Origin of the sequence: Paenibacillus sp. FSL R10-2778, from assembly GCF_038593035.1 — a bacterium.
GTDB classification, from domain to species: Bacteria; Bacillota; Bacilli; order Paenibacillales; family Paenibacillaceae; genus Paenibacillus_AQ; species Paenibacillus_AQ odorifer.
Window position 1 is genome coordinate 157,897 of sequence record NZ_CP151956.1, and the last position, 20,397, is coordinate 178,293.

The 20,397-nt window shown below is 47.1% G+C and carries 18 protein-coding genes; all 18 read left to right on the plus strand.

Features of this window, described 5'->3' with window-relative positions; translation table 11 throughout:
- Positions 1-48: 48 nt before the first annotated feature.
- The 18 genes from hisG to NST40_RS00865 all read left to right on the plus strand — a co-directional run bounded on the left by hisG (position 49) and on the right by NST40_RS00865 (position 20,359).
- Positions 49-687: an ATP phosphoribosyltransferase gene (gene hisG, locus NST40_RS00780; RefSeq protein WP_036687062.1), complete on the plus strand. Its 639-nt coding sequence runs from the start codon at positions 49-51 to the stop codon at positions 685-687.
- A gap of 38 nt (positions 688-725) precedes the next feature.
- Positions 726-2,036, plus strand: a complete 1,311-nt coding sequence (gene hisD, locus NST40_RS00785; RefSeq protein ID WP_076126836.1) for a histidinol dehydrogenase — start codon at positions 726-728, stop codon at positions 2,034-2,036.
- Positions 2,023-2,631 carry an imidazoleglycerol-phosphate dehydratase HisB gene (gene hisB, locus NST40_RS00790; protein WP_036687073.1) on the plus strand — a complete coding sequence of 203 codons (609 nt, stop codon included), beginning with the start codon at positions 2,023-2,025 and terminating at the stop codon, positions 2,629-2,631. Before hisD ends, hisB begins: the two co-directional genes overlap by 14 nt.
- Before the next feature lies 1 nt (position 2,632).
- A complete protein-coding gene (gene hisH, locus NST40_RS00795) occupies positions 2,633-3,256 on the plus strand; it encodes an imidazole glycerol phosphate synthase subunit HisH (protein WP_342410319.1) in 624 nt (207 codons plus the stop codon).
- Between the two features lie 42 nt (positions 3,257-3,298).
- Positions 3,299-4,036: a 1-(5-phosphoribosyl)-5-[(5-phosphoribosylamino)methylideneamino]imidazole-4-carboxamide isomerase gene (gene hisA, locus NST40_RS00800; RefSeq protein WP_076126839.1), complete on the plus strand. Its 738-nt coding sequence runs from the start codon at positions 3,299-3,301 to the stop codon at positions 4,034-4,036.
- 1,101 nt (positions 4,037-5,137) lie between these two features.
- The gene (hisF, locus tag NST40_RS00805) at positions 5,138-5,896 is read left to right on the plus strand and encodes an imidazole glycerol phosphate synthase subunit HisF (RefSeq protein ID WP_036687077.1); all 759 of its coding nucleotides are present in this window, start codon (positions 5,138-5,140) and stop codon (positions 5,894-5,896) included.
- Positions 5,893-6,606: a bifunctional phosphoribosyl-AMP cyclohydrolase/phosphoribosyl-ATP diphosphatase HisIE gene (gene hisIE, locus NST40_RS00810; RefSeq protein ID WP_342410320.1), complete on the plus strand. Its 714-nt coding sequence runs from the start codon at positions 5,893-5,895 to the stop codon at positions 6,604-6,606. Before hisF ends, hisIE begins: the two co-directional genes overlap by 4 nt.
- Positions 6,607-6,620: 14 nt before the next feature.
- Positions 6,621-7,448, plus strand: coding sequence for a histidinol-phosphatase HisJ (hisJ, locus tag NST40_RS00815; protein ID WP_340394808.1), 828 nt, complete (start codon positions 6,621-6,623; stop codon positions 7,446-7,448).
- A 26-nt stretch (positions 7,449-7,474) separates the two neighbouring features.
- Positions 7,475-8,425, plus strand: a complete 951-nt coding sequence (locus tag NST40_RS00820) for a ribose-phosphate pyrophosphokinase (RefSeq protein WP_036687083.1) — start codon at positions 7,475-7,477, stop codon at positions 8,423-8,425.
- Between the two features lie 232 nt (positions 8,426-8,657).
- On the plus strand, positions 8,658-10,397 hold the full coding sequence (locus tag NST40_RS00825) for a tetratricopeptide repeat protein (RefSeq protein ID WP_076277720.1): 1,740 nt from the start codon (positions 8,658-8,660) through the stop codon (positions 10,395-10,397).
- Between the two features lie 150 nt (positions 10,398-10,547).
- A complete protein-coding gene (gene trxB, locus NST40_RS00830; RefSeq protein WP_036687084.1) occupies positions 10,548-11,501 on the plus strand; it encodes a thioredoxin-disulfide reductase in 954 nt (317 codons plus the stop codon).
- A 350-nt stretch (positions 11,502-11,851) separates the two neighbouring features.
- Positions 11,852-13,279 (plus strand): glucuronate isomerase, encoded by a 1,428-nt coding sequence (gene uxaC / locus NST40_RS00835; protein WP_076192647.1) that lies wholly within the window; start codon positions 11,852-11,854, stop codon positions 13,277-13,279.
- A gap of 57 nt (positions 13,280-13,336) precedes the next feature.
- On the plus strand, positions 13,337-14,341 hold the full coding sequence (locus tag NST40_RS00840) for a LacI family DNA-binding transcriptional regulator (protein ID WP_076105201.1): 1,005 nt from the start codon (positions 13,337-13,339) through the stop codon (positions 14,339-14,341).
- Positions 14,342-14,498: 157 nt separating this feature from the next.
- A complete protein-coding gene (locus NST40_RS00845) occupies positions 14,499-15,968 on the plus strand; it encodes a tagaturonate reductase (protein ID WP_076219202.1) in 1,470 nt (489 codons plus the stop codon).
- 33 nt (positions 15,969-16,001) lie between these two features.
- Complete coding sequence (locus NST40_RS00850) at positions 16,002-17,492, plus strand: altronate dehydratase family protein (RefSeq protein WP_342410881.1); 1,491 nt, start codon at positions 16,002-16,004, stop codon at positions 17,490-17,492.
- A gap of 207 nt (positions 17,493-17,699) precedes the next feature.
- The gene (locus tag NST40_RS00855) at positions 17,700-17,924 is read left to right on the plus strand and encodes a DUF1858 domain-containing protein (RefSeq protein WP_076126852.1); all 225 of its coding nucleotides are present in this window, start codon (positions 17,700-17,702) and stop codon (positions 17,922-17,924) included.
- A 15-nt stretch (positions 17,925-17,939) separates the two neighbouring features.
- On the plus strand, positions 17,940-19,199 hold the full coding sequence (locus NST40_RS00860; protein WP_342410321.1) for a DUF438 domain-containing protein: 1,260 nt from the start codon (positions 17,940-17,942) through the stop codon (positions 19,197-19,199).
- 209 nt (positions 19,200-19,408) lie between these two features.
- On the plus strand, positions 19,409-20,359 hold the full coding sequence (locus NST40_RS00865; protein WP_036687097.1) for an ROK family glucokinase: 951 nt from the start codon (positions 19,409-19,411) through the stop codon (positions 20,357-20,359).
- Positions 20,360-20,397: the final 38 nt, after the last annotated feature.

Sequence of the window (20,397 nt, forward strand, 5' to 3'; positions counted from 1 at the left end):
CGATTAACATAAATTTTGCATGGAGATGGAAAAGGAGGCAACTTAACAATGGCACAGATATTGAAGGTGGCTATGCCAAAAGGCCGGATTTACGAAAAGGCTGCTGAGCTGTTCCGCCAGGCAGGTCTTCCGATTCCACCGGACGGTGAGGCATCACGCAAGCTTGTTATTCCGCTGCCTGAGGCAGGGATGGAGTTTATATTGGCGAAACCAGTAGATGTACCTACATATGTAGAATATGGCGTGGCGGATATTGGGATCGTGGGCAAGGATGTTTTGCTGGAGGAAGATCGTGATGTATACGAGCTGCTTGATCTTGGCATTGCCCGCTGCCGGATGTCGATCATCGGATTGCCGAACTGGCAGCCGGGAATTCAGCAGCGTGTAGCGACGAAATATCCGAATGTAGCTTCAAGGTATTTTAGGGAGCAGGGGCAACAGGTCGAGGTAGTGAAGCTAAATGGATCCATCGAGCTTGCACCACTGATTGGTCTGGCCGATCGTATTGTGGATATGGTAGAGACCGGGCAAACGCTGCGGGACAACGGATTAATCGAAATGAAGAGTATATTCGAAATTACAAGCCGCCTGGTGGCAAATCGTGTGAGCTATCGGATGAAAAATGAAGAGATACAGCAACTGTGTGACCGACTACAGGCAGTTATAGGGCAACCTAATTTGCGGTAGGCGGCAACAGATGTTAGGGGTAAAGGGAGGAACCAGCGATGAAGGTTGTGTCGAGCAAGGACTTTAAGCTAGAGCGGGAAGTGGAGTATGGTACGCCAGAGCAAAATCAGGCGGTAAAGGAAATTGTGGCCGCCATTAAAAAAGAAGGAGACACAGCGCTTCTTCGCTATACGGAGCAATTTGACCGGGTTGCACTTACGCCGAATCAACTGCGGGTAACGCCGGAAGAGCTTCAGGCAGCGTATGGCCGAGTAGAGCAATCTTTCGTATCTGCCATTCAAGCAGCTGCAGCCAATATCCGGGCGTTCCATGCCAGACAGAAACGGAATTCATGGATGGATTTGCAGCCGGATGGCACGATTCTGGGGCAGATTATTCGTCCGCTGAAGCGGGTAGGGGTATATGTACCTGGTGGCAAAGCAGCTTATCCCTCCTCGGTGCTGATGAACGTGATCCCAGCACAGATCGCGGGTGTGCCGGAGATCGTCATGGTGACTCCGCCATCCACCGGCGGCAAGGAAGGGATTGACCCTTATATCCTGGTTGCTGCCGCAGAAGCAGGTGTGAATGAAATCTACCGTGTGGGCGGAGCACAAGCGGTAGCTGCTTTGGCTTTTGGTACGGAGAGCATAGCGCCGGTAGATAAAATATGTGGGCCCGGCAACATATACGTTGCGCTGGCTAAACGCGAGGTATATGGCGCCGTGGATATCGACAGTATCGCGGGTCCAAGCGAAATTGTCGTGCTGGCAGATGAGACCGCTGAGCCGGCTTATGTCGCAGCGGATCTACTTTCGCAGGCCGAGCATGACGAGATGGCCTCGGCGATTCTGGTCACGCCATCGCAGAGCCTGGCGGATAACGTGGCGGCCGAAGTGGAGCGTCAGCTGCAAGAGCTGCCGCGTCAGGCGATCGCCCGTTCTTCGGTAGAGAATTACGGCGCGATCATTGTTGTGGAATCTATGGAGGAAGGGATCTCCGTAGTGAATAGACTGGCACCAGAGCATCTGGAGATTGTTGTCGAAGATCCTATGGGCCTCGTAGGCAGCATTGAGAATGCTGGAGCCATCTTCCTGGGAGCGTATAGCTCCGAGCCCGTGGGTGATTATTTTGCCGGGCCAAATCATATTATCCCAACCAATGGGACCGCACGTTTCTCGTCACCAGTGGATGTGGATGATTTTATTAAAAAATCAAGTCTGATCTATTACAGTAAGGAAGCACTCTTGCGTGATGGGAAGACCATTATAGAGCTGGCACGTCGCGAAGGCTTAGAAGGCCACGCACGAGCCATTGAGATTCGACTCAAGAACGAAGGAAAAGGTGGAGACGGATATGGAGAACAATAACGAACAGGCCCTGCGCCAAGCTGGATTAAGCCGTAAAACAAACGAGACGGATATAAAGTTGTCTCTTAACGTAGATGGAAGTGGAGTTTCAGAGCTGGAGACGGATGTTCCTTTTCTGAATCATATGTTGGATCTGTTCACGAAGCACGGACAATTTGACCTGTCTGTACAGGCACGTGGAGACATCGAGATTGATGACCACCACACGGTTGAAGACATTGGGATCTGCCTAGGGCAGGCACTGCACGAAGCACTGGGTGATAAAAAAGGAATCAAACGTTATGCGAGTGTTTTTGTACCGATGGATGAGGCGTTGGCGCAGGTTGTGATCGATATCAGCAATCGCCCGCACTTTGAATATCGTGCAACCTATCCTTCACAGCAGGTGGGCAGCTTTTCGACGGAGCTTGTTCAGGAGTTCCTGTGGAAGTTCGCGCTCGAAGCACGGATTACGTTACATGTTATCGTACACTACGGTTCTAACACACACCACATGATTGAGGCTGTATTCAAAGCGCTTGGACGGGCGCTGGATGAGGCAACTTTGATTGATCCCCGTGTGAAGGGTGTGCCTTCTACGAAGGGAGTGCTGTAGGATGACTGTTGCAATCGTCGATTATGGCATGGGCAACCTGCACAGTGTGAGTAAGGCGGTAGAACGTCTCGGTTATGAGTGTGTAGTGACGGGTGATGCCGAGCAAATTCTCGCTGCTGATAGTGTCATTCTGCCAGGTGTCGGTGCATTTGGCGATGCGATGGGGCATCTGCGGGAGAATGGTTTGGATCTTGTCGTCAAACAGGTAGCCGCTGGTGAGCAGCCTCTGCTTGGGATCTGTCTTGGTATGCAGCTGTTGTTTAGCACCGGTGAAGAGCATGGCAGCCATGAGGGGCTAGATATTCTCTCGGGTTCAGTGGTGCGGTTCGCTCCTAGAGATGGCTATAAGGTGCCGCATATGGGGTGGAACAAGCTTAGCTTTAGACAGCCGGAGAATCCGCTTTTTGTTAGCCTTGAGGAGGGGCATGTGTATTTTGTCCACTCTTATCACGCGCTTGTAGCAAAAGAGAGTGATCTGCTGGCCGTCACAGATTATGGTTACCCAGTTACAGCTATTGTCGGGCAAGATAATGTGTTCGGTATGCAGTTCCATCCGGAAAAAAGCGGAGAGCTGGGAATCAAGCTGCTGGGTAATTTTTTAAAGATTAAGAGAGAGCGGGCGTAAGTCACGCTATAAATATAATGTAACGAAAGTGGGGAGCGCCAAATGTCTTCTTTTATTGTATATCCGGCGATTGATATCCGGGATGGAAAATGCGTCAGGCTGCAGCAGGGGGATTACAATCAGGAAACGATATACAATGATAGTCCACTAAAGGTGGCAAAATCATGGGAAGAGCAAGGTGGAAAGTTCATTCATTTGGTGGACTTAGATGGTGCGAAAGCGGGTCATCCTGTGAACGATGCGATTATCGGTGCTATTGCTGCTAATGCTAACGTTCCTGTGCAGGTGGGTGGCGGTCTTCGCAATCTTGCGGACGTAGAGAAATTGCTCGGACTTGGCGTTAGCCGCGTTATTATCGGTACTGCTGCGATTAATGATCATGCGTTTACCGAAGAGGTATTGGCAAAATACGGCGATAAAGTCGCGATCGGCATTGATGCGCGCAACGGTTATGTTGCGACACACGGCTGGCTGAACACCTCTGAAGTACGTGCTGAAGCTCTTGCCAAGGAATTGGCGGCAAAAGGAGCCGAGACATTCATTTACACCGACATCTCCCGCGACGGGATGATGCAGGGACCGAACGTGGACGGTATCCTGTCCATGGCGCAGGCCAGCGGTAAAACTGTGATCGCGTCCGGCGGAGTCACCAGTCTTGATGATCTGTTGCGTCTGAACGTGCACAGCGGCAGCGGTGTAGGCGGAGCTATTGTTGGCAAGGCGTTATATACGGGCAATATTGATCTTTCTGGAGCTTTGCGAGCGCTTGGGCAGAAATAGCGTTGGGCGAGCGCGCTAATTGATGAGCGGATGAACAAAAAGACGACATGAGCTAGCCAAGGAATAGTGGATCAATGAAACAGACAGAACCAACAGTGGGTTAAAGAATTAGACTTAACAGTAACGTAGTGAACAAAAATCACTAAATCACCAAACTAATTAATAAACGAGCGAATGAACAAAAAGACAACAGTTGAGCAAGCCATGAGCAGTGGATAAAAGAAATAGACGTAACAGTAAATGAGTAACTAATAATAATTAAATGAACGCACAGAGAAGCAAACTAGCAAAAGTTAAACGAACAAACCAGCAAAAGTTAAACGAACAAACCAGCAAAAGGGCTTAATAACAAAGCAACAAACCAATAAACCAACAAAAGAGCTAAAACAAACCAGCTGGCCAATAAAGCAACAAACCCAACTAGCTAATGTGTTTTCACTTTGCAAAAATCTCATCTCATTACGAATGGCGTAACGACTTGGGCGCTGTTTCAACGAGGGATCCGGTGAAATTTTAATACCTGTGAAGATGAGGTTACCCGCTAGCTAAAACCCGCTGCACAATCTGCTACAATAGGCGTAATGAGGCGGCGGGAAGGGTATTTTTCCTCGGATGATGATTTAAGTGTACTTTATACAGCTATTTTTCACATTTAGAGCTGATTAGCTAATTTAGTTGTATTTCGTGCAGCTATAACTCAGAGATGAGTTGATTTATAAGCTCATCCCCAGATTTAGTTGTACGAAATGCAGTTAAAAGAGTAGCTTGCAAAAAGGGTGATAAAATAACTGCACGTTGTGCAATTAAATACTCGTGGGCTTGCAGGTGGCGTGAGCCCTTCCGACCACATAAGGGCCAAAACCGCGGAACATGAAGGTGTTATGGGTCAAGGAAGCTGGCTACGAAGGGGTTAGCGATCATAGCACATGTTCAGCCGTGTGGGCTATGGTTCAGCCGGATGGGCTATGATCCGCCATGCCAACAATGAAGGTTTCCAAAGCGCAGGGGCCCTTGGGCTCCCCCTGGGGGCTAAGAGGGCTTTAGGGGGACGGACACACTTTAGGTGCTTGAAACGCTTTTTAAAGAAAGGGGGATTTCATAATGTTAGCAAAACGTATCATCCCCTGTCTTGACGTTAAGGATGGACGGGTAGTCAAAGGCGTTAACTTTGTGAATCTGCGTGATGCTGGAGATCCGGTAGAGCTAGCGGCGCTGTATGACCGCGAGGGCGCAGATGAGCTTGTGTTTCTCGATATATCGGCTTCCGTAGAAGGTAGAGCAACGATGATCGAGGTTGTGCGGCAGACCGCTGGTGAGATTGCTATTCCTTTTACAGTGGGTGGAGGGATCTCTACAACTGATGATATGAAAAGAATTCTTCGTGCAGGCGCAGACAAAATCGGCATTAATACGGCAGCCATCACTAATCCTCAGTTAATTTTGGACGGTGCTCGCCGATTTGGCTCCCAGTGTATTGTAGTAGCGATAGATGCTAAATATAATGAGGCTTTTGGTGAATGGGAAGTGTACACTCATGGCGGGCGTAAGCCCACCGGCATCCGTGCTCTGGCTTGGGCTAAAGAAGCTGAGAAGCTGGGCGCAGGCGAGATTTTGCTCACTAGCATGGATGCAGATGGCACAAAAGACGGCTTCGACCTGAAGCTAACCTCGGCAGTATGCGATTTGCTCAGTATTCCTGTGATTGCTTCTGGCGGCGCTGGGAAGAAGGAGCATTTTTACGATGTATTTACGGAAGGGAAAGCCGATGCGGGACTTGCGGCGACCATTTTTCACTATAAAGAGATTGCAATTAATGATTTAAAGGCAGATTTGAAGCAAAAAGGGGTAGAAATCCGATGAGCGAAACACAAAACAATACCACATTAAGCCAAAAAGAAGCTCTGGCAGGCATTCGCTGGAATGAAGCGGGTCTGGTGCCTGCCGTTGTTCAGGATGCTAGCAGTTTAGAGGTACTTATGGTTGCTTATATGAACTCCGAATCGTTACAGCTCTCACTGGAGAGTGGTCAGACTTGGTTTTGGAGCCGTTCACGCAGCGAACTTTGGCATAAAGGCGGAACCTCAGGCAACACACAAGCTATTATCTCCATATCCTATGATTGTGATAGCGACACACTACTCGTGAAGGTTGTGCCTGAAGGACCAGCTTGCCATACTGGAGCTACGTCATGCTTTTTCCGTGAGATTCCTTTGAATAACCCAACAACGGATGCTTCGAAATCAGTGTCTAGTCTGACGGATGGTGAGCGTTTTGCTGTTCTTGGTGAGCTGGAGCGTGTGATTGCTGAACGGGAAGTGGAACGCCCGGAAGGCGCGTATACCACTTATCTGTTTGATAAAGGCGTGGATAAGATCCTCAAAAAGGTAGGCGAGGAAGCTTCCGAGACCATAATTGCCGCCAAAAATAAAGATAACGCCGAGCTGCGCCTTGAGGTCAGTGATCTGATCTATCATCTGTTGGTATTGCTGCAAGAGCGCAAGCTTCCACTGGATGAGATTATGGAAGAGTTGAGTACCCGTCACGAACGCCCACGCCGGGATCAGTACTAAGGGAGGACTGAGTGATGCACATTGATTACCACACGCATCATGAACGCTGTGGCCATGCCGTGGGTAAGCTTGAGGAGTATGTACAGCGCGGGATAGAGCTTGGACTTCAGCAGCTGGGATTATCCGACCACTTGCCGCTCATCCACGTAGATCCCGCCAGCTATTATCCTGAAATGGCTATGCCAATGGCTGAACTGCCTCGTTATGTGGAGGAATGTCTAACCTTAAAGGAGCGTTACCGTGGAGTCATAGATCTGCGGGTGGGGCTGGAAGCCGATTATATCGAAGGTTATGAAGAGCAAATCCGCGAGATTTTGTCGCCGTATCCATGGGATTATCTTATAGGTTCTGTACATTTTCTTGGGGAGTGGGATATTACGGATCACCGCCAGGTTCATGGTTGGGAAGGCAAAGATGCGCTAGAGGTATATCGTCTTTATTACGATGCGGTAAAGAAGTCGGCGTTATCGGGATTATATGATATTATAGGACATATGGATGTTATTAAACGGTTCGGTTATGGCCCACAAACACCGGAGGGCACGGCTGAGGTAAGGGCGCTGGAGCTAGAGACCTTAAAGGTTATAGCGGATAGCGGAATCGCCATGGAGCTGAATGCATCCGGACTTACGAAGCCTTGCGCTGAGATGTTCCCGGCCGAGCATCTGCTACAGGAGGCCCTAAAGCTCGGCATACCGCTGACATTAGGCTCCGATGCACATGATCCTGCCAAGCTGGGGGACGGGCTGCAAGAGGCGCGTAGTATGCTTTGGCAGACTGGTTTTCGTGAGCTGGCTGTATTTGAGGGACGCCGCCGTACCACTGTTCAGTTCAAACTATAATAATTTATAATCCGCAGGAGGGTATTATGCATCATCAACAATTACGTATTTTTTCCGGTTCGTCGAATCCAAAGTTAGCGGCTGATATTGCGGAGCGACTTGGTGTTGAATTGGGGCAGATAAAGCTGACCCGCTTCATGAGCGGCGAGATTTACGTGCATTACGAAGAAAGCATCCGGAACTGCGACGTATTTTTGGTGCAATCCCTTTCGCATCCCATTAATGAGATGTTCGTGGAGCTGCTGGTGATGATAGATGCTGCCAAACGGGCTTCAGCTCGTACAGTGAACATTATTGTGCCGTATTATGGATATGCTCGGCAGGAGCGGAAGTCCGCACCTCGTGAACCGATCTCGGCTAAGATGGTGGCTGATGTGCTCACGACCGCTGGAGCAACCCGCGTAATCACCATCGATTTGCACGCAGCGGCGATTCAAGGCTTTTTCAACATTCCGGTCGATCATCTGACTGCACTCGATTTGATCAGCAGCCATTTGAAAGCCAAGGCAATGTCTGATCTGGTCATTGTTTCCCCGGATGCAGGGCGTGCGTCTATGGCTGAGAAGCTGGCGAATAAGCTGGATTCACCTTTTGCCATTATGATCAAGAAGCGCCCAGCCCATAATGAATCGGTAATCACTCATGTCATTGGTGATGTCGAGGGACGGACACCTATCATTATTGAGGATCTGATCGATACTGGGACGACCATTGTGAATGTGGTAGAAGGTCTGAAGGAGAGAGGTGCGAAGGACAGTATTGTCTGCGCGACGCACGGATTATTCTCAGGGCCCGCGCTACAGCGGCTTGACCATCCTTCTATTCAGGAAGTGGTTACGACAGATTCTATTGCACTGCCTGATGACCATTCAAGTCGGTTTACGGTATTGTCTGTTGCACCGATGCTTGCCCAGGCTACGCACATCATCCTTGAGGGTGGTTCAATCGATAAGCTATTTAGAGATGCGGGAATTTAATTCCCCGTCTTTTTTATTTTTTGTCAAAAAAGATGTTGTAAGCAGAGTGGTAGAGTCTTTCTCAACTTGAGATTCTCGCTGTCACATGTGGTATACTGTGTGGAGATACCCGCGCCCAATAAGGGAACGGAATAGCGATTAAGGATGGAGCTCCGGCATACCCCATAGGGCGCCGCCCTCCTATTTTTCGTTAGTATAAGGAAGCTTCTTATAAGGGAGGTGCCTTGCTTCCATGATTGAGAGAACTTCAGAGTATGAACTGGGGAATGATAATGTGATTCCTGTAACTCTGAATGCCAATTTTTTCTTTGAAAGAGCCGTTCGGTCCTTGGATCGCTTTCAATATGATAAGGCATTAAAGAATTTTCGCAAAGCTGTAGAGTACGAGCCGGAGAATCCGGTCAATCATTGCAACGTGGCTGGCGTATTATCAGAAATGGGTAATTATGAAGCGTCCAACGACATTTTAACCCATGTACTGGAGAATATTGATCCGGCAATGACGGAATGTTATTTCTATATGGCTAACAACTTCGCCAATATGGAAAGCTATGAGGAGGCAGAACGCTCACTCGTCACTTATCTCGAAGAAGATGTGAACGGTGAATTTCTGGCCGAATCGGAAGAATTGATGGAGCTGCTGCAATATGAGCTGGACCGTCCTGCTCCACTTATCCGGATTAGAAGCCGGGAAGGTGTAATAGAGCATGAGCGAGCCCGAGCACTGTTGGAGGAGGGCAAGTTTACACAAGCCGTCACTTTGCTTGAAGAGATTGTGAGCAATACGCCTGACTTCCTGGCGGCACATAACAACCTAGCCCTAGCGTATTTTTACATGGGTCGTTTTACCAAAGCTAAGGAATGTATTATGCGGGTGCTGGAGCTGGATTCCGGGAATTTGCATGCACTCTGTAACTTAGCGATCTTCCTTCAGTATGAAGGTGACCGCGGGCAACTGGATGGATTGTTACACCTTCTGGAGACCACCATTCCGTTTCATCAGGAGCATCTGTTCAAAATGGCCACCACCATGGGGATTCTGGGACGCCATAGAACCGCCTATGGCCATTTTAGACGTCTGTTGAAGGATGAAGAGGTCGGTGGCGACGCCAGTCTCTATCATTACTGTGCGGCAGCTGCCAGCAATAGTGGCCTGTATACAGAAGCCCAGCGCTGCTGGCAGAAGGCGGCTAAGCTCGATCCGGAATCGGCTGTGCCGAGATTTTTTCTTGCTCAGCTGCAGCAGGCGCAGGGGGAAGGTAAAACGCTGTCGCTGGTCAGCTACAACTATCAGCTTCCTTTTCAGGAGCAGCTGAAGCTGTGGAAGGACAACAAGGGCAGCTTTACCGAAGAGGTACGGAACAATCCGCTGCTTCGCTCTTCCTTCTTCTGGGCGCTCCGCTACGGGGATGCCAATACGAAGCTTCAGGTTACAGAAGCTCTGCGGTGGATCGAAGATGAAGAGATGTCCGAAATTCTGCAAGGACTTCTAAAGCAGCAGCCCTTGCAGGAAGAAAAGCTGCAAGAAGCGGCACTTCTTAGTCTGCAGCGGCTGATTGGAAGTGTTCCTGAAGAGAATGTGCTTCAGGAAGTCAAAGAAACCTCTTCCCCGCGTCTGAAGGGACTGCCGGAATGGAGAGAGGATTGGCAGAAAGTTATCGACCAGACCCTTAGTATGATGGATCGAAGATATGATGCAATCCACAAAAAAGATGCTGAATTACTGTGGAAGCAATTTCTGAGCAGCCTTTATCCGGATGTTCCGTTTATCCGTCATGCGAATGGCTGGTGTGCTGCCTTAGAATATCTAATCGCTAAAACGCATAACCTGCCGGTCACCTACCGTGAAGTAGCCCAGCGTTACAATGTTTCCGTTTCTATGGTCAGTCGTTATGCTCGGCGCATAGATGAGGAATGTAGTTTCGAGGGAAGTGTGAGCGACAGCCTTCCGCCATTTACCGAGAATATCTAAATCGATCATGTAGTATTTCGTAGAAACGGAGCCCTTTTTATATGTCTTGCGTAACGCTAATGTTCCTTATAGGGACATCGAAGGCGTCTATGCTCGCCAAAAAAGGGCCCGTTTCTTCTAAATAAACCCTATTGTGAGGAGGCCACTGTTATGTACAAAACGATTGTAATCGGAACAGGCCCAGCCGGGCTTACTGCTGCAATTTATTTGGCACGTGCTAACCTAAACCCACTTGTGATTGAAGGTATGCAACCAGGTGGACAACTGACAACGACGACAGAAGTCGAGAACTTCCCAGGCTTTCCTGAAGGAATTCTAGGCCCGGATTTAATGGACAACATGCGCAAGCAGGCTGAACGTTTTGGGGCTGAATTTAAGAATGGTTGGGTGGATTCAGTTGATTTTTCACAGCGTCCATTTAAAGTGACTGTAGATGGATTGGGAGTATTAGAGGCGGAGTCAGTGATCATCTCAACCGGCGCATCTGCCAGATATTTAGGAATCCCCGGGGAGCAGGAGAATGTGGGCCGTGGGGTCAGCACTTGTGCTACTTGTGACGGATTCTTTTTCCGTGGCAAAAAGATTATTGTCGTCGGTGGTGGAGATTCAGCGATGGAGGAAGCCAGCTTTTTAACCCGGTTCGCTTCTAATGTAACATTGGTTCACCGTCGTGATGAGCTTAGGGCTTCGAAGATTATGCAGGCTCGCGCACGGGATAACAGTAAGGTATCGTGGGCTCTTAACCGTACACCGCTTGAGGTTACAACCGACGAGTCTGGCGTTAAGGGACTGACGGTTCGCAACAATGAGACGGGAATTGATGAACTCATCGAAGCGGACGGAGTGTTTGTCGCGATTGGGCACACGCCGAACACCGGATTTTTAGGGGGGCAAATTACGACCGATACCAACGGCTACATTGTGGTCAACCCTGGAACGACAGAAACGAACATCCCGGGCGTATTCGCTTGTGGCGACGTGCAGGATACCCGTTATCGTCAGGCAATTTCCGCAGCGGGATCTGGCTGTATGGCAGCAATGGATGCTGAGAAGTACCTAGAGGGCACGATGGTGCATGACTGGAGCGAAACACTGGATAGTTAATTTTGCGAGAAATCGTAGTCGATGACATATAAGCAGGTTATCCTTTTTCTAAAGGGTTGCCTGCTTTTTTCAATATTGGCGGGGCCGTGTCCAGATATTAAATATGTTGTTTATTTATTACCGCTCGGAAGTTAAAATAACTGTAACAATGTCTTTATAAAAAGACTTGCGCATTTTAAAAATACGTTTACAATGAAGATATAATGTTAACGTGAACAATTTACACAAACCCTATTATAAGCAATAATTTTAAGTTTAAAATATTTATTAAGAAATCGACCGATTGAATAAATGTTCACGTTAAACTTTGTGTAACTCCCATTCGAACTTAAAGGAGAGCAGCAAACCTCATGAGTAAAAAATTCATGGATGAGAACTTCTTATTGTCGAGCGAGACCGCAATTAAGCTGTTTCATCATCATGCGAAAGACATGCCCATTATCGATTATCATTGCCACCTCAGTCCAAAAGAAATTTATGAGAACAAAACGTTCAACAATATCACCGAAGCTTGGCTGTATGGCGACCATTATAAATGGAGAGTGATGCGCGCTAACGGTATAGAAGAGAAATTTATTACTGGCGATGCCAGTGATTATGATAAATTTTTAGCCTGGGCTAGAACGGTTCCGATGATTATCGGGAATCCGCTATACCATTGGACGCATCTGGAGCTGCAACGTTTCTTCGGTGTATATGAGTTGCTGAATGAAGCTAACGCACCAAAAATCTGGGATGAAGTGAATAGACAGTTACAGGGTGAAGGATACGGAGCAAGAGATTTGATCATTAAATCGAAGGTAACTACGGTTTGTACTACCGATGATCCTGTAGATAATCTGGAATATCATGAGAAAATCAGTAATCTGAGTGGGTTCAATGCTAGCGTTGTGCCGGGATTCAGACCAGACAAAGCGCTTGAAATCAACCGTCCTACCTTCCAGCCTTGGGTAGCTCAGCTAAGCGAAGTTTCGGGAATGGCTGTTAAGAATTACGGACAGTTTCTTGCAGCATTGGAGAGCAGAGTGAGATTCTTCCACGCCAGAGCCGGCCGTGTATCTGACCATGCTTTGGATGCGGTAATGTTTGAGCCTACTACCTTGGAGGAAGCTACAGCTATATTCGCTAAAGCACTTTATGAAGGCACTGTAAGTGAGAGTGAAGAAAAGAAATATAAAGGATTCACGCTAGTATTCCTCGGCAAATTGTATAACGAGCTGGATTGGGCGATGCAATTCCATATTCATGCGCTACGGAATAACAACAGCGTAATGTTCGGACGTCTCGGACCTGACACGGGTTATGATTCTATCAATGACGGCGTGATTGCTAAGCCTTTGGCGGGTCTGCTCGATGCGCTGGATCGTGAGAATGCGTTGCCTAAGACCATTTTGTACTCATTGAACCCTAATGATAATCATGTTATTGCCAGTCTAATGGGCAGCTTCCAGGGCGGCGGTATTCCAGGGAAGATTCAATTCGGAACCGCATGGTGGTACAACGATAATAAAGACGGCATGCTGGAACAGATGAAGACACTTGCTAATCTAGGCGTACTTAGCCAATTTGTTGGGATGTTAACAGACTCCAGAAGTTTTTTATCGTATACCAGACATGAGTACTTTAGAAGAATCTTGTGTGATCTAGTAGGCTCTTGGGTAGAAGCTGGAGAAGCCCCGGATGATATGGAGTTACTGGGCAGTATGATTGAGAACATCTGTTACAATAACGCTGATCATTATTTTAATTTCTCGAAACAGGCATTGGTGACTAGGTAATCGTTATGATATCCTTACATGGAAGAGCCAAACCCGTTTAATAAGGAAGGTTGACCCATGGCACCTACAATCAAGGATATCGCCAAGTTGGCGAATGTATCGCATACAACTGTATCGAGAGCACTTAACAATAGTCCACTAATTAAAGAGGTCACACGTAAAAAAATTGCCGAGATCGCTGCGCAAGTGGGTTACGTCCCTAATTACAATGCCAAAAGCCTTGTGATGCAGCGATCCTATACCATTGGTCTGTTCTTCACGAGTATTGCCAACGGCACAACTTCTGGTTTCTTCTCTGATACGATTCGTGGTGTAAATAGGGTCATAGATGTAGAGTACAATCTGTTCATCCGTGGGATCGACGATTATGCGGATTACTCCTCTATTCATCGCAAACGTTTTGATGGAATTATTCTAATGAGCCAGAGTGAAGCAGATAATAAATTCATTTACCATGTTGTCCAGCAAGGCATTCCAATCGTTGTGCTGAACCGGGAAATTGATGACCGTTCCATTATCAACATCATCTCGAACGACCGGGAAGGTGCTTATAATGCAGGCAAATACCTGATCGAAAACGGGCATCAAGACATTGCAATTATTGAAGGTGTCGAGGGCTTTAAATCCACACAGGAACGTAGAGATGGCTTTATAAAAGCTTTGATTGACCATAATATCCCTGTTCGTAATGACTACATGATAAGCGGTAGTTATGATATGCAAAGTGGATATGAGGCGATGGGCAAGCTGCTGGATCTCGAGAAGCCACCGACTGCTGTATTTTGCTCTAATGATGATATGGCGATCGGGGCTATGAAAGGCGTGTTTGAGCGAGGGCTGCAGGTGCCAAATGATATCTCTGTTGTTGGTTTTGACGACATTGGGTTTTCACTTTTTGCCAATCCTTCACTCACCACGGTCAAACGTCCTATTGAGAAGATTAGTGAGCAAGGCGCTCGCCAGCTGTTAAGCTTGGTCAAGGAACCCTCAGAAAAAGACGGGCGAATCTCGATCGAGACAGAGCTTATTGCCAGAGAATCAGTCAGGAAGTTGCAGAAGTAGAGGCTGCGCATAGCAGCCTAATCCTTTACCTTCGTAAAGGGTTGCTATCTAAAATTTTCACGTGTGCATATATTTAATTGATTAGTAATATAAATATGATTTTATATAGTTTATTTAATAAGTTTATCGTGTGCATTTACTATTAGGAGGCGTTAATATGAAAAGATTAAATAGTGATAATTGGACAGCTTACAAGCAGTATCCTGAGAAGGTTCTACAATTTGGCGAAGGCAATTTCATGCGCGCCTTTGTAGATTGGCAGATTCATACCATGAATCAAAAAACGGATTTCAATGGTGGAGTGGTTGTTGTACAGCCATTGGCTAACGGACTGGCAGAAATGCTGAATGATCAGGATGGGCTGTATACCCTTTATCTGCAAGGCATTAAAGACGGAGCGGCTGTAAAAGAACACGAGGTAATTAATTGTATTACGCGGACGCTTAATCCCTATTCACAGCATGAGGAGTATATGAAGCTGGCTGAGAACCCTGAGCTGCGCTTTATCGTGTCTAATACTACTGAAGCGGGAATTGCTTTTGAAGCTGGCGACAAGTTAACCGATACGCCGCAGAGTAGTTTCCCAGGCAAGCTGACGGCCTTATTGTACAAACGTTATCAAACTTTTAATGGGGAGGCTTCTAAAGGTTTTATCATCATTCCATGCGAGCTGATTGACCGGAATGGTGATGAGCTCAAAAAGGTTATTTTGAAATATGCTGAGCTGTGGAATCTTGGAGAAGGTTTTGTGAACTGGTTGAATGAAGCTAATACCTTCTGCTGCAGTCTGGTGGACCGCATTGTTCCCGGTTATCCAAGAGACAGCATTGCCGAGATTACAGAAGAGCTGGGTTATGAGGATAAGCTGGTCGTTGTCGGCGAGCAATTCCATCTTTGGGTGATTGAAGGGCCACAGTGGATTAAAAAGGAGTTCCCGGCTGAACTAGCAGGTCTTAATGTGCTGGTGGTGGATGATATGGCCCCTTATCGGACTCGTAAAGTGAGGATTTTAAACGGAGCTCATACAGCTATGACACCCGTAGCGTATTTGTACGGTATTGATACGGTTGCTGAGGCCATTGAGCACGAAGAGGTTGGAGCGTACGTGAAGTCCTTAATCTATGATGAGATTATTCCAACGCTGGATCTGCCGGCAGAGGAATTGAATTCTTTTGCAGACGCGGTATTAGAAAGATTCCTGAACCCTTATGTGCAGCATTACTTGATGAGCATTTCCCTTAATTCTATATCGAAGTTTAAGACAAGAGATCTGCCTTCTTTACTGCAATATGTAGAGGCCAAAGGACAATTGCCTGAAAAGCTTGTCTTCTCATTGAGCGCATTAATTGCCTTCTATAGAGGACGCAGAGGGGAAGAAAACATTCAACTGGCTGATGATACGGATATTTTGGAATGGTTCGCCTCCTTATGGGGAGGATGGGATGGCACAGACACCGGGCTGCGCGCACTGGCCGTCGAAGTACTTGCCGCAACCAATCGCTGGGGCTGTGATCTGAATGAAGTGGCTGGACTTACTGACAAGGTGACAGAAGGACTGATTGCGATTGAGAAAAATGGCATGAAGCAAGCCTTAAAAGCGTTCGTGAAGAGACCGGCACACAACTAATACCCTGGAGGTGACAAATATATGATCAAGACGATGAAAGAAGTATTGCAGATTAATGAGGCTGATAATGTCGCTGTTGCACTTAAAGACTATAAAGCAGGCGACACCATTGTGATTGGTTCAAAAGAGATTAAAATTACTGAAGATATCGCTAGAGGCCATAAAATTGCACTATCCAGCATTAGCGAAGGTGAAAACGTATTGAAATATGGTTACCCCATTGGTCATGCTATAGCGTCTATCGCGCCGGGGCAGTGGGTGCATACCCATAACACTAAGACAAACCTAACAGGGGTAGAGGAATATACCTTTGAGCAGAAGCTGACGCCGAATCCTTTTGCAGCGGAGAATTTGACCTTTAAGGGGTATCGCCGCTTTGATGGATCTGTAGGTATCCGCAATGAGCTGTGGATCGTCCCTACTGTTGGTTGTGTGAATGGAGTGGCGGAGCAGATCATCAATATTTTCAAAGCAGAGGTTGGAGATATCGCACCTTTCGATAACGTGCTCGTGCTTAAGCATAACTACGGTTGCTCCCAGCTGGGCGATGATCATGACAATACACGTACGATTCTGGCTAACGCGGTTAAACACCCGAATGCGGGCGGCGTGCTTGTGCTCGGATTGGGCTGTGAGAATAACAATTTGCATATTTTTAAAGACATGCTGGGCAGCTATGATGTGGATCGTGTGCGTTTCCTTGTCTCCCAGGAGGTTGGGAATGAGATTGAAGAAGGCGTGAAGCTGCTGAAGGAAATCTACAATAATGTACAAGGTGATCAACGGGAAGAGGTATCACTCTCCGAGCTGAAGATCGGTCTGAAATGTGGAGGCTCCGACGGGTTATCCGGTATTACTGCGAATCCGCTCCTTGGACGTCTGTCTGATTATATGGCTGCTCAAGGCGGGACCACTGTACTGACAGAAGTGCCTGAAATGTTTGGTGCCGAAAAAATTCTAATGGAACGTGCTGCGGACGAAACTATTTTCAACAAAATTGTCGATCTCATTAATGACTTTAAGCAGTATTTTATGGACTATAAACAGCCGGTATATGAAAATCCTTCTCCAGGGAATAAAGCCGGAGGAATTACTACGCTTGAGGATAAATCATTGGGTTGTACTCAAAAATCGGGGAACGCTACAGTTATGGATGTCCTCAAGTACGGGGAGCTTATCACTAATAAAGGCTTAAATCTCCTTAACGCACCTGGCAATGATCTTGTGGCTTCCTCTGCACTGGCTGCTGCTGGCTGCCAATTGGTGATCTTTACGACCGGGCGGGGAACACCATTTGGTACATTCGTGCCTACGATGAAGGTATCTACCAATACCCCATTGTATGAAGGCAAACGTCATTGGATCGATTTTAATGCAGGTGTGTTGGTGGAAGATGGTTCTCCAGATGAGGTCCTGCGCAGCTTCATAAACTATATTATTGCGGTGGCCAGCGGTGAATGGGTTAATAATGAAAAGAATAATTTCCGTGAGATCTCCATATTCAAAACAGGAGTAACGCTATAATAAATCATTAATTAATGACAAATCAGGCTGTCTCTTATGCTTTTTAAGCGTAGGGGGCAGTTTTTTTAGGTTCACAGCATACATAATCCGTCTTAAAAAGAACGATAATTGCTTTCTTTTGAATTAGTGATTGCAATCACAATGGTCCTGTACGGCCTGTGCTAATCTTTTATTGAGAATAGTTCTCACATAAAGGAGAAGAGTCAGATGGAAAAAGTGCTGAGTTTGGATGAATCTATATTCGAGATGGTATCACGGCATCCGGAGGTCATCGAGATTATGGTAGAGCTGGGCTTTAAGGATATTGCCAAGCCTGGCATGCTGCAGACTGCTGGCCGTTTCATGACCTTATCCAAAGGAATTAAGCTGAAAAAAATGGATCTCGAGCACGTGAAGCAAACTTTTGAACGTCATGGTTTCGGGATTATTTAATAAAGGAGTGTTAATATGAGCGAACTGATTAACAACCGTGAAGTTGATGTGCCGGAACAGACTCGTCGCCAGGCTATGCTTAAGGAGATTATTAAAGAGCTGCATGCAGGCAAAAGTGTACAAGAGGTTAAGGCGCGGTTCGCCGAAGCTGTGGGTGATGTTACCGTAGCGGAGATTTCCGCGATGGAGCATTCATTAATGACCGAAGAAGGAATTCCGGTATCCGAGGTCCAACGTCTTTGTTCGGTGCATACAGCCATCTTTAAAGGCTCTATTGAGCAAATTCACCGCTCGTCCCAGCCCGAGGAGCAGCCAGGCCATCCAGTACACACCTTCAAATTGGAGAACCGTGAGATCGAAAAACTTGTTAACTTCCGCATGGATCTGCACGCAACAAAGTTTCAAAAGAATGATAGTGAGGAACTGATCTTCAAATTGTTGGAGGATCTTAGCTTGCTGCTGGATCTTGATAAACACTATAGCCGAAAAGAAAATCTGCTGTTCCCATACCTCGAAAAATACGGCATTTATGGCCCAACCAAGGTAATGTGGGGAGTGGATGATAATATCCGCCGTATGATTAAAGAGGCAAAAGCTGCGCTCAGCACTTATAGCGGAAACGCAACAGAAATAGGCATTCAGCTTGAGGAGATCATCAAGGAAGTTAATGAAATGATCTTTAAGGAAGAAAATATTCTATTGCCCATGGCCCTGGACAAACTGACGGAAGATGAATGGGTCAAAATCGCCCGGGAGAGTGATGAGATCGGGTTCTGCCTAACCGCACCGGAGCAGGAGTGGATCCCTGAGCGGGCCGCTGAGCCGGACGGCGCAGTGCTGGAAGAAACAGAAGGAGCTACGCCGCAAGGCGGGTTTATCCGTTTTGAGACAGGGTTGTTGTCACTGCATCAGCTGGAGACCGTACTCAACCATCTTCCTGTAGATCTAACCTTCATTGATGAGAATGATGTTGTCCGATATTTTTCACACGGGAAGGAACGTATCTTTGCCCGAACTAAAGCGGTTATCGGCCGTACAGTACAGAACTGTCATCCCCCGCAAAGTGTTCATGTGGTAGAGAAGCTTTTGGAAGACTTTAAGGCAGGCCGTAAGGATGCTGAGGACTTCTGGATCAATATCAAGGATAAGTTTATCTACATCCGTTACTTCGCTGTACGAGACGAGTCAGGCCAATATATGGGCACGCTAGAGTTCACACAGAATATCGCTCCAATCCGAGCATTAGAGGGCCAAAAGCGCATTTTATCAGAATAAATCGGTGCGTTGGGTTATTTTCCAGATAATAATATAGGTACAAGACTCTCTTACTTAGGCGTAAGGGGGTCTTTTTAGAATATAATAGAGTATACTCTTAAAATAAGGAATTCCCGGGTGTGTTGTCTTTCCTTGACCACAGAGAGGGCTTCTATTATAGTTGGTACTTAGGATTAACTATTTTAGTATAAAAAAAGGTGGCTTGTTACATGTCTGAGAATATCTACGTTGGCGTGGATTTGGGTGGAACTGCAATTAAGGTTGGAATCTGTAATGCTGAAGGTACCCTGCTACATACTTATGAGGGACCTACAGGAACTGCAGAGGGTGTCGATACTGTTATCGATAATATCGAGAAGTATGTACGCCAAATTGTGGAGGATTCCCCGTACTCTTGGGATCAGCTTGCAGGTGTAGGAGCGGGTGTAGCCGGGTTCACAAATATTCGTGAAGGAATCATCATCCTTGCGCCTAACATAGGATTTAGAGATGTGCCGATCCGTTCCATTTTGGAAGATCGTTGGAACAAGCCTGTCAAAATAGACAATGATGCGAATGTGGCTGCACTGGGCGAAGCTTGGAGTGGTGCGGGACGTGGCGTTGATAACTGTGTCTGCTATACGCTTGGAACAGGTGTCGGTGGCGGAATTATTATTAATGGAAAGATTTATCAAGGCTTTGCGGGATTAGCTGGTGAGCTTGGTCATATCACAGTAGTGCCGGATCTGGAAGCTATTCAATGCGGCTGTGGCAACATGGGCTGTCTGGAAACCGTTTCCTCCGCCACAGGTATTATCCGCATGGCTAATGATGCAGTAGCTCGTGGCGATCGTACTTCCCTCTCTATGGTAGAGAAGATTGCTGCGAAAGAAGTCTTTGATGCGGCTAAGGCTGGCGATGAAGTAGCTATCCGTATAGTGAATCGTGCAGCGTACTATCTGGGTAAATCCATGGCTTCTGTTGCGGCTGTGCTTAACCCTGAAGTATTTATCGTTGGCGGCGGTGTGTCTAAGGCTGGAGATATTCTATTTGATGAGGTTCGTCGTGTGTTTGCGAAATTGACACCGGCTCCGCTTCAAACTGGTGTTTCGATTATTCCAGCTGAGCTTGGTAATGACGCAGGTATTGTTGGGGCTGCCGGCCTTTTGCTGCGTTCTTAAAAGACGGGAAGTATTCATATACTAAATCTAGGGAGGGG